The organism is Steroidobacter sp., from assembly GCF_016790065.1.
In the GTDB taxonomy this organism is placed as follows: Bacteria; Pseudomonadota; Gammaproteobacteria; order Steroidobacterales; family Steroidobacteraceae; genus Steroidobacter.
Genome location: NZ_JAEUPY010000774.1, coordinates 1 through 10,286, shown reverse-complemented (window position 1 = coordinate 10,286; position 10,286 = coordinate 1). Strand labels below are relative to the sequence as shown.

The following is a 10,286-nucleotide window of genomic DNA, read 5'->3' as shown; positions in this document are numbered from 1 at the left end:
ATCAACCTGGCCGAGAAAGTGCTCGATGAAGATCACTACGGCCTGGAGAAGGTGAAGGAACGCATCGTCGAGTACCTCGCCGTCCAGCAGCGCGTGAAGACGCTCAAGGGCCCGATCCTGTGCTTGGTCGGTCCGCCGGGTGTGGGTAAGACCTCCCTCGGTCAGTCGATCGCGCGTTCCACCAATCGCAAGTTCGTACGCATGTCACTCGGTGGCGTGCGCGATGAAGCGGAAATTCGCGGTCACCGCCGCACGTACATCGGCTCCATGCCGGGCAAGATCATCCAGAACATGGTCAAGACCGGCGTGCACAATCCGCTGTTCCTGCTGGACGAGATCGACAAGATGGCCATGGACTTCCGTGGCGATCCGTCCTCGGCGCTGCTCGAAGTGCTGGATCCGGAGCAGAACTCGACCTTCGCCGATCACTACCTCGAAGTGGATTTCGATTTGTCCGAAGTGATGTTCGTGTGTACCGCGAACAGCTTGAACATTCCGGCACCGTTGCTGGATCGTATGGAAGTGATTCGTCTGCCCGGTTACACCGAAGACGAGAAGTCCGCGATCGCGCAGCGTTACCTGATCCCCAAGCAGATGAAACAGAACGGCTTGAAGGACAACGAGCTGAAGGTTTCCGAAAACACCACGCTGGACATCATTCGTTACTACACGCGCGAGGCCGGCGTTCGTAACCTCGAGCGCGAAGTGTCCAAGCTGTGCCGCAAGGCGGTGAAGCAGTTGCTCACCAAGGACGAACCGAATCAGATCTCGATCACGCCGAAAAATCTTTCCAAGTATCTCGGCGTGCGTCGCTTCCGTTACGGCCGTGCCGAGGAACAGGATCACATCGGGCAGGTCACCGGCCTCGCGTGGACCGAAGTGGGCGGCGAATTGCTGACCATCGAGTCCGCCATCGTCGCCGGCAAGGGCAAGCTCACGCACACCGGCCAGCTGGGCGAGGTGATGCAGGAGTCCATCCAAGCCGCCATGACGGTCGTACGCAGCCGTGCAGCCGTGCTCGGCCTCGACCCGGACTTCTACCAAAAGGTCGATGTGCACATCCACGTGCCCGAGGGCGCGACGCCGAAGGACGGCCCGAGCGCCGGTATCGGCATGTGCACGGCGCTGGTCTCGGCGCTCACCAAGGTGCCGGTGCGCTCGGATGTGGCCATGACCGGCGAAATCACCTTGCGCGGCCAGGTGCTCCCGATCGGCGGTTTGAAGGAAAAACTACTCGCCGCGCACCGCGGTGGCATTCGTACCGTGCTGATCCCGGACGACAACACCAAGGACCTGGCGGAGATTCCGCAGAACATCAAGGACAACCTGGAGATCAAGCCGGTCAAATGGATCGACGAGGTGTTGCAGGTAGCACTCAAACACATGCCGGCGCCTTCGGCGGTCGCGGCAGAGCCGTCGCGTGGCAATGACAAACCACGCTCCCGGCGCGTCGCCAAGCGCTCCAGCAAACAAGTTAGGGCGCATTGATACAGGCTGAATTTGGCCCGGATCCGCGGCGAATTACCGCGCTCCGGGCCGCTTCGGCACCAACCCGATTACAATGAACCAACGGCGCTCGCGGCACTGCGCTTCCTTTCTCCGCCGCCCGCTGCTATAACGCGCCCCCGTTCTCACGCCATCGATGTTGGGTCGTGGTTGGAGTGGGGCTTTCTACAAGAAGGAAACCGGATATGAACAAAGCGGAACTGATCGACGCTGTGAGCGGTAAGACCGGCCTGCAAAAGGCTGAAGCAACGCGTGCCGTCGATGCGGTTTTCGATGCGGTTACAGCGGCCCTCAAGGCCGGTGACGCCGTGTCGCTGCTCGGCTTCGGCACGTTCGTGGTGAAGGCCCGTGCGGCCCGCGCTGGACGTAATCCGCGCACTGGCGAGACGATTGAAATCGCCGCCACTAAAGTTCCTGGTTTCAAAGCTGGTAAGGCTCTGAAGGATGCTGTAAATTAGCGCGCCTTCGAAACGGGGGGTGTAAACACCTCTCGCTCGCCAGGGTTCTGATTGAGCGGGTTACGCGAGTACTGATCAAGTACGGACGGGTGCTTAGCTCAGCGGTAGAGCGTCGCTCTTACACAGCGAATGTCGGGGGTTCGATCCCCTCAGCACCCACCAACTTCCGGTGACACGGTGAGTTGCACCCTTCCAGGGGTGAAGATGTTTATATAGAGATTCTTGCTTGCTGGAGCGGTAGTTCAGCTGGTTAGAATACCGGCCTGTCACGCCGGGGGTCGCGGGTTCGAGTCCCGTCCGCTCCGCCAATTAGGAATCTCTAATATCAGGCACTTGAGCCTGGGTTTTGGCAGTAGATGGTCTTAATCTACTGCCAAATTCGCCGCCTTGAACGCGCTTCTCAGTGCTTCATGCGCCGCGCGGCAGTGAAGAATTCGCTGCCAAACTCATCAGTCGGACTGGATATAGTCGTTGTCGCTTTTGAGTTCATCGCGCGACGAACTGATTCCACATCATGCGGCTGCGCGCCGCGCACCCACGCCGCATCGCTAGTAAACATCGTGATCGCGCTGTGGCTGTGCTGTTCAGCGATCCACTGCGGTGGATGACCAATCACCATTCCAGCTCACGCTGATGTGAATGAAAGAAGATTTGAGCAGCTCGCAACGAGAGGCGCTCGGTTAGGTTTGTAGATTGCCAAGCGCGGACAAATGCACGTGATGTCGGAATGTTTTACGGTTGTCGCGCCTCGGTTGTACTCTGTGACACGACAGCTGCGGTTCCGCTACTATCAACGATAATAAGAACCTCGCGGACTTGCTCTAAGGTAGGCAGAGCTGGCCTGATGCTCTATCAATAAGAGTGCACGACCCGGAGTAACTGATAGTACTGACTGGGACGCTGTCAGGGCTTGATGGGGAGCGCGGAATGGTTGGCTGAAGTTTATCTCGTCGACAACAGAAGCCATTGTCTCAACTGCGTCACCAACCGTCCTACCTTCGTGATTCATCTAGGCATTGATCTCGGAACGACGTTTTCCCTGGCCGCGCACCTCAACGCGCAGGGAGTGCCAACGCTGTTCCCTGATTTTCATGACGCCAACGAGTTCCGAACATCGAGCGTAGTTCACGTCGGGCCGCAGGGCTGTTTGGTCGGGAGCGTGCTCGAAGAGCTGCTGCAGGAAGACCCATCGCTAGCGGTGGCCAGATTCGCCAAGTTGAACCTGGGGCAGTCCGATCCGGTGTACACCGATCATCTCGGGCGTTCGTGGACGGCCGAGGGGATCTCGGCAATCATTCTGCGAAAGATGCTTCGTGATGTCGGGGCCTTCGCCAGTGAATCGATCGGCTCCGTGACCGTAACGGTGCCGGCCTCATTCAACGACGCTCAACGCAAAGGCACCAAGGCTGCGGTGGCGCTCGCGGGACTACCTTCAGCCACTCTCGCTGAAGAGCCGGTCGCGGCAGCGGTTTACTACGGACTCTCCGAGTCGGTTCGCGATCAGACATTGCTCGTCTACGACTTCGGTGGCGGCACGTTCGACGCTACGTTGTTACAAGCATCGCCGAAAGGTGTGTTTGCCATTGCCACCGATGGCGTGGCCGTCGGCGGCAAGGACATCGACGAGCGGCTGATGCGCCAGGTCGCGGTGGAATTTCAGCGCCAACATGGATTCAGCCCGCTCGAGGATCCTGTGTCCAGAGCCACGTTGTGGCGCTTCGCGAACGAGACAAAGATTCAGTTATCGAAACCCGGGCGTGGATTGGTGAGAAAGACGCTGCTGCTGTCGGGTCGCACGCTCGATTTCACTATCACGCGGAGTCAGTTCGACAAACTCATCGAGCCGCTGGTCGAGCAGACGTTGCAGGTCTGCGAACGGACGCTACTCGGTGCGGGATTGTCATGGTCGATGGTCGACAAGGTCTTGCAGGTGGGCGGTTCATCGTTGTTGCCGATCGCGCACGACGCACTGAGGCGGCGCAGTGGTAAAGCGGCGGAGGAGTTGATTTGCAAACAACCGCATCAGGCGGTTGCATACGGTGCAGCGCTGTTGGCTGGGGCTGGAAGGTTGGACTCGGACGGCGAGGGACCCGAGGTGCGCCAGATTGCGGCGTTCGACCTCGGCATCCGTGTTGCCGATAAAGCGACCGGGCGTCCCACGGTGCAAGTGTTGATACCGCGGAATGCTCCGCTGCCGGCGAGCAATGTGGCGACGTTCTATACGACTCGTCCCGACCAAACGCGCCTGGTCATTGAAGTCGTACAGTGCAAGAGCGAAGGGCAGGAAAGCAGCTTGGGTCGATTTGCATTCGGCCCCATTCGCAAGCCTCGGAAAAACTACCCGATCGAGATTCAGTTGCGCTACGACAGCGAGGGGATGGCGGTCGTCGTCGCGCGGGATCCGTCGACCAACGAAGTCATGGAGCGGCAACTCGGTGCTGAAGACGACGTCGCCTCCAACGCGTTACGCGAGCAACGAGGCTGGCTCGCCGGGCTACGCATCAACGAATAACGAAGGAAGTCCCCCTTGAACACCATCGTTCGCCCGGACTCCAGCGCAGCGGTGTCGGCATTGTTCCGCCGAGTGGCCGATCAGGGCACCGTGTTGGCGGAGAGTTTGGAGCGCGGGCAGGCTGAGATGCCCTTGCTACAACATTTCCAGTCGGTGCAGCGAGGTCAATCGGAAGCGCCGTTCACTTTGTGTGTGCTGGGTCTCTCGCAGGCTGCTCGCACGGACATCCTGCGCTGGATCATCGGCCTGGATTTCTCGCTGCTGTCCGTAGAAGCGACGCGTAATCTCGGGCTGCTGGAGCTGACTCTGCGGGAGAGAGGTTACGTGTTGGAGGGGCCTCGGGGCAGCCGTCGCGAGTTCGACGACGTCCAGCATTTGATCGATGCGCTGAAAGAAGCGGACGTGATTCGGCAGGGTGACGGCGACACCTGGGTCGAGCCGCTCCGCCTGGCCGTTCCCGCGGCTGCCGGACTGCAAGGTGTGAGGCTGCTCATGCCGGAGAACGTCAAGATCGTCGCAGACGATAACGCGGTGCTGAACCGCATTTCTCGCGATTGTAATGCGCTCGCGATTGCAGCCGGTCGGGAGGCCCGCTTGAGCGACGAAGATCTCGTTGCCTTGGAGGCGCTCGTGCCTTCGATGGATGTGGTGTGGCCGCTCGTGGTCATTGGCGAGGGTGAGTCGCGTAGCCTCGATGCGCGGGGCTGGTGGACTGATGCTCGCCTGCGAGGTTCAGGGATCGTTTGTTCCCCGATCGTGATCTCGACGGATACCGCACTGCCGCCGTTTCTACAGAATCCGCAGGATCCAGCGCGTCGAGCGCTGTTCGAGTCACAACTATCTCGCGGGGTACGCTCTGCTGTGGATGCGCTCAACGAGCGCTATGAGGCCAATCGACGGCAACTGCGCATGCGCAAGCAAAAGGAAGAACGCACGGAGAAAGGCGCGGTCGAGGTCGGCACTGATGCTACGGGCCGTGCCACCGCGGATGGGCTGAGAAATTTTCTGCAGGAGGAGTTCACGACCCTGCAAAAAGGTGTGCAGGAGCTCAATCGTAAAGCCATGTTGGTTGGCGGCGCGGTCGCGGCGACATTGGACGAGGCGCTGCAGACGCTGCAAGTCACGGATCTGAGTCAGACGCCCGGTCACAAGGTGTTGCAGCTGACGGTAAGCGATAGTTACCTCACGCACCTTACGCAGGCGGCGAGGCGGGCCGCCAAGGATCAGCTTGCCAAAGACCTGGTGCTGAGCCGGGACGGATTGAGCGCGGCTCAGGCCCAGTTCGAAAAGATGGCGGAAAAGGCGTTTGGCTCACCGTTGCGGATCGATTTTTATCCCCCCGATGAGCGCGCACTGCGAGAGGTTCTGGGGGAGGTGCTCAGAGTGCAAGTCCGTTACAAGGGCGAGATACCGAAGCGCGGTTTCATGCAACGTCTGGCAGAGGGCCGGCGACTATTGTTTGCAGCACTCATGACGCTCTCTTTGTTCATTGGCTTGTTATCGGGAAACTCCAATGCGCGCTCGCTGCTGGCTCCCTTCGGGTTGCTGTTCCTGATCGTATTCATCGGCGGCGTGTTGTGGACCTATCGGTCGTGGCAAAAGGAGGACGCGGAACGGCTGGAGAAGGAAGTCGACAAGGTCAAGGAGCAGTTGCGTACCGAGGTGCAACGGTTGTTGATGGATGCTCAACGGGAAAAGATGTCGCGACTGACGGACCATTTCGAGCAGCTGCGCCGGGAGGTAACGCGGCGTCTCGACGACTTCGCCCGCCAGGTGTCCCAGCACCGAGCATCAGAACAGAATCGTGAACGTCAGTCGGCGCGCGATCGGATTCGGATCATCGATCAGCGTATCAAGGATCTAGATGCGCAGCGCTCGGCGATGCAGAAGCTCGAGCAGGATTGTACTGAGCTGCGTCGAGAATGTGACAAAGCCATTCGCGCCTGTCTGGGAGGAGTTCGATGAACGTGCGTGCTGCGATGCTTGCTTGCGGCATCTTCTGGTCGGCACTGGCGATGTCACAAACAACGTCGCCACCGTCCATCGAGCAACTGGAGCGGGAGCTTCAGCACAAACAGGCAGAGCAAGCGAAACGAAAGCAACTTCAGGATGCGAAGCGTGGGCAGAGCAAAGCTCAAGGCGAGGCATCGATCGCTGGCCGGGCTGATATGAAACTCAATATTCACGTCTATTCCGCGAACCCCTCGGAACGCTTCGTGTTCATCGATATGCGCAAACATCTGGTTGGCAGCGATTTGCCGAATGGCTTCAAGGTTGTGTCCATCGATGCGGACGGCGTTCGGCTGGCTCGTGGGACCGAGCGAGTGTTCCTATCGCGGGACGAGACCGAAGATGCAGCGTCGCGCTCGGAGGATGACGAAGAATTGCGCACGCAGCGGGCTCGCCTGGAGGATCTGCAGAAAAGCTACACCGATGCGCATCCCGAAGTGATAGCGACCAAGCTGAAGATACAAGAACTCGAGTCGGCGCGACCGGGTGCAGCCAAGCGCCGTTGAGATGCATCGATACTCCGGGTCGGAATCATGACCTACGAAGAAGCGACTCGCCTGCTAGGTCTCCGCAGCGCTGACGGTGCAGACGCGGTGCGCGCGGCTTTCGACGCAAAGCGCGATGAGCTGGAGCAAAGACTTGCTGCCGCGCCTACCGACGGCTTGCGAGCGAAGTATGAGAGCGCCATCGGTGAGGCAATCACGGCGTACGAACTTTTGATGAGTGGTGGTCATGTGTCTGCACAGATACCTGCCGCGCTCTCGTACACGCAAGTTGCCGACCTTCCAGGTGCGGCGCCGTCGTATACCCGCGTGGGTGAACGCGCCGATGCCGCGCAGTTGGGGCTACGACCAGGCCTGGTACTCGCTCAGCGTTACAAACTGCGTCGTGTCATCGGCCAGGGCGGCATGGGAGCGGTCTACGAGGCCTTCGATGAGCTCAAGCAGGAATCGATTGCGTTGAAGGTGTTACTGCCTCATCTGCTCGGCAGTGACAAAGCCAAAGAACGCTTTCTGAGCGAGGCCAAGATTGCCTGCAAATTGTCTCATCCCAATATCGTCAAGGTGTTCGATGTCGGTGTCAGCGAGCCCTACTATTATTTGACGATGGAGTTGTTGGCCGGACAGACGTTGCGCCAGCGAATCGACGCCCAGGCCCTCACGCGCACGCGGTTCGAAATCGACACGGTGCTCGCCTATGCTCAGCAACTCATCGCAGCGCTAGAGTATGCGCATCGTAGTATCGTGCATCGCGACCTGAAGCCGGAGAACATCTGGATCGATGAGTCAGGGCAGCTGAAGCTGATGGATTTCGGCATCGCGCGGACGTTCTCCAATACCGAACTCACCAAAACCGGCATGGCACTCGGCACCGCGTACTACATGGCGCCGGAGCAGTTCATGGGGAAGAAGCAGGTAGACGCTCGCGCTGACCAGTATTCGCTCGCTGTCATTCTTTACGAGTTGCTCACGGGCTGGCTTCCGCAAGGCGCTGCGCAGACCCCGCGAGCACTTCGCAGCGATGTGCCCAGCAACCTTTCGGCTGCAATCATGAAGGCGATCAACCCTGTACCCGACGCGCGATTCGCGGATTTGCAGAGTTTGGATGCCGCGCTTCGGTCTCGCGCGTTGAATGGTGTCGTTCGCTGGTCGGTTGTTGGTGTTGCCGCCGCCGCCATTTTGGCCGCCGTGTTCATGGTTGCGGGGCCGGCGATTCGAGGCTGGTTGCCGGACTCAGCGGCTCAAGAGCGGGCACGTGTCGAGGCGATCAGAACGCAAGCGCAGGTTGTAGAGGTATTGAAGCGCATCGATGTGAAGCTGCGTGAGCTGGATGAGGCCGCACGCGGCGCTGAAGCGTTGGTGGAAAGGCTGAGCGACAAGGCAGCTTCGGTCCGCTCTGAATCAGAGCGCGATTCGCTGCGCGCACAGCTGGCGACCGCGCGTGCCCGGGCACGATTGGCTTCGGAGATTCGGGAAATCTCACGCAACCGACTCTTCGGAACCGAAGCTATCGTCGAGGTTAAAGGTCACCAAGCACTCGGTGAGTCTCATCTCAAGGATGGTCAGGCGGTTGAGGCGGCCGCGGCATTTCAAATGGCCTACGGCATGGTGACATCGATGCTGACCGCATCCGATCGGTTGGAGGCGACTTTGACAGCGCGCGATGCTCTCGGCGTTCTTGCCGGACGAGCGCGCGAGGTGATGGATTCGTTCGGTGGCGATGGCTCGGTGGTCTTACAGCAGGACCTGATTCAGCTCGATAAAACTCATCGGTTGCTGGACGCCGGTGAGGTCGTTGCCGCGCACGATTCTTACCTGGCGTTGATCGGTCGTATCAAGGCAGGTACGCGCCAGTTCTTGGAGCAAATATCGTCGAACTACGCGGTGATCGCGCAGCGGAAGCTGGCTGCGGATGAGCTGGAAGTGGCGCAGACCGCGCTAGAGCGTGCCAAGAGCGCGAAGCAGCTTCAGGCGGAGTTTGAGTGACACAAAACAATAGCAGCAGCCACCGTCATTTCTTTGGTTTCAACACCGCGATCAATGCGCCGTTGCTGTCTGAATAGCGAAGCGTCCCGTCGCGAAGCGTCAGATGGCGCTTGACCCGGTCGCCGCCACTCCAGCCCTGATCGCAGGATTGCTGGCACTCCTCGATATGAATGTTAGCTACCACGACGATTTCGTAATCGTCCTGCCGATTGGCGCTGATTGTTCCGAGTGATGAGCCCCTGGGTGAGGATCGAATGCACGCCATGGTGGCGCTATTGATGGCTTTCTGAGCCCGAAATGAGCGCCGGAAGGTGCCTCGAACCGTCGCTGTGGATGGTTCGATGTCGGTGAACTTCACTGTGTACGAATATAGCGATGTCATTCGGCAGGTTCCGGTCGACGCTCGCCATTCGAAATCGTCACCGTGCGCGTCGCCGGTCCATTCGCCGATGAGGGGTTGAAGAGCCGTCAACGTCGCGGCTTGCGCTGCAGCCTTTCGGGCCGTCCGCTTTGTTCGAAGCTGCTTCTCCAGAGACTCGACGCTCGGGACACCCTGTTGGGCGATGGCGGGGCTGATGGAGCCCATCAGCAGCAACGTTGCTGCGATGAGGGGCGCGCTCGCAAATCGCATCGACGACTTTGGCTGAATCGGCATGTCCGTGCATCACGATGTGCATTGGCACGATCAAGTGAGCGGCATTACAAGTAGGCTCGTGCCTCGCTCGCGAACTCTCGGGCGGAGGATGCGTGACGGGTGGCATTGGAGGAGGTTCTGCCGAGCTCCTCGACGACGCGTTCGGCACGTTGTTCATCGTCGCCGGCTTGTTCCCGCAGGCGTCGAATGTCCTCGGCATAGCGTTCGGTGTCGCTCTGCAGTTGACGGATCTCTTGTGCCAGGGCGTTTGCCTCCCCGCGAAGACCCTGAATTTGCTCGATCACCGAGCTGGCCAGTTGATGCAAATCCTCGGTCTGCTGCTGTGCCAGTCGAGTTTCATCGAAGGCGCGCGTCGCATTTTCGGAAGCGCTGAGCGCCGTTTGCTCATCGGCGTTGGCATGTTCAGCCTGTGCGTTGGCTCGTTCGGATTCTCGGTCGGCCTGCTGCGCGAAGCGCGTCGCTTCTTGAAGATGCTGTTGGGCTTGAGCAAGTTGGGCGTTTGCCTCGCGCGAATGACTTTGGGCCTCCTGTGCGACGCTAGCAGTCTGTTGGGCTGCAGCCTGGGCCTGAGACAGCGCGCTGTTCGCCGCGCCCGCCGAAGAATCAGCTCGTTGCTGTGATTCTGCCGCGGTGTCACTGGCTTCTTGCGTGCGCGAGCT

At 59.7% G+C, this 10,286-nt stretch carries 9 protein-coding genes and 2 tRNA genes; 8 read left to right on the top strand and 3 right to left on the bottom strand.

Going from position 1 to position 10,286, the window contains the following annotated elements; all coding sequences use genetic code 11:
- The 4 genes from lon to JNL55_RS31365 all read left to right on the top strand — a co-directional run.
- The coding region (gene lon, locus JNL55_RS31380) for an endopeptidase La (protein WP_293863886.1) at positions 1-1,488 on the top strand (1,488 nt) is incomplete at its 5' end.
- A gap of 203 nt (positions 1,489-1,691) precedes the next feature.
- A complete protein-coding gene (locus JNL55_RS31375) occupies positions 1,692-1,964 on the top strand; it encodes an HU family DNA-binding protein (RefSeq protein WP_293863883.1) in 273 nt (90 codons plus the stop codon).
- 87 nt (positions 1,965-2,051) lie between these two features.
- Positions 2,052-2,126, top strand: a tRNA-Val gene (locus tag JNL55_RS31370).
- A 69-nt stretch (positions 2,127-2,195) separates the two neighbouring features.
- A tRNA-Asp gene (locus JNL55_RS31365) sits at positions 2,196-2,272 on the top strand.
- A gap of 92 nt (positions 2,273-2,364) precedes the next feature.
- On the opposite strand, the gene JNL55_RS31360 is transcribed toward JNL55_RS31365, so the two are convergent.
- Positions 2,365-2,583, bottom strand: coding sequence for a hypothetical protein (locus JNL55_RS31360; RefSeq protein ID WP_293863881.1), 219 nt, complete (start codon positions 2,581-2,583; stop codon positions 2,365-2,367).
- A 447-nt stretch (positions 2,584-3,030) separates the two neighbouring features.
- Here JNL55_RS31360 and JNL55_RS31355 point away from each other — a divergent pair, with 447 nt between their 5' ends.
- From JNL55_RS31355 to JNL55_RS31340, 4 genes are read left to right on the top strand one after another with little or no spacing between them, the layout of a single operon-like run.
- Positions 3,031-4,476, top strand: coding sequence for an Hsp70 family protein (locus tag JNL55_RS31355; RefSeq protein WP_293863878.1), 1,446 nt, complete (start codon positions 3,031-3,033; stop codon positions 4,474-4,476).
- A 15-nt stretch (positions 4,477-4,491) separates the two neighbouring features.
- Entirely contained in the window at positions 4,492-6,441 is a 1,950-nt protein-coding gene (locus JNL55_RS31350) for a hypothetical protein (protein WP_293863875.1), read from the top strand.
- Positions 6,438-6,992 carry a general secretion pathway protein GspB gene (locus JNL55_RS31345; RefSeq protein WP_293863872.1) on the top strand — a complete coding sequence of 185 codons (555 nt, stop codon included), beginning with the start codon at positions 6,438-6,440 and terminating at the stop codon, positions 6,990-6,992. Before JNL55_RS31350 ends, JNL55_RS31345 begins: the two co-directional genes overlap by 4 nt.
- 27 nt (positions 6,993-7,019) lie before the next feature.
- Positions 7,020-8,972, top strand: a complete 1,953-nt coding sequence (locus JNL55_RS31340) for a serine/threonine-protein kinase (RefSeq protein ID WP_293863869.1) — start codon at positions 7,020-7,022, stop codon at positions 8,970-8,972.
- 25 nt (positions 8,973-8,997) lie between these two features.
- On the opposite strand, the gene JNL55_RS31335 is transcribed toward JNL55_RS31340, so the two are convergent.
- Together JNL55_RS31335 and JNL55_RS31330 are read right to left on the bottom strand one after the other, a co-directional pair.
- Positions 8,998-9,558 (bottom strand): hypothetical protein, encoded by a 561-nt coding sequence (locus JNL55_RS31335; protein WP_293863866.1) that lies wholly within the window; start codon positions 9,556-9,558, stop codon positions 8,998-9,000.
- 113 nt (positions 9,559-9,671) lie between these two features.
- Positions 9,672-10,286: hypothetical protein (locus JNL55_RS31330; protein ID WP_293863863.1), on the bottom strand; the 615-nt coding region annotated here is incomplete at its 5' end.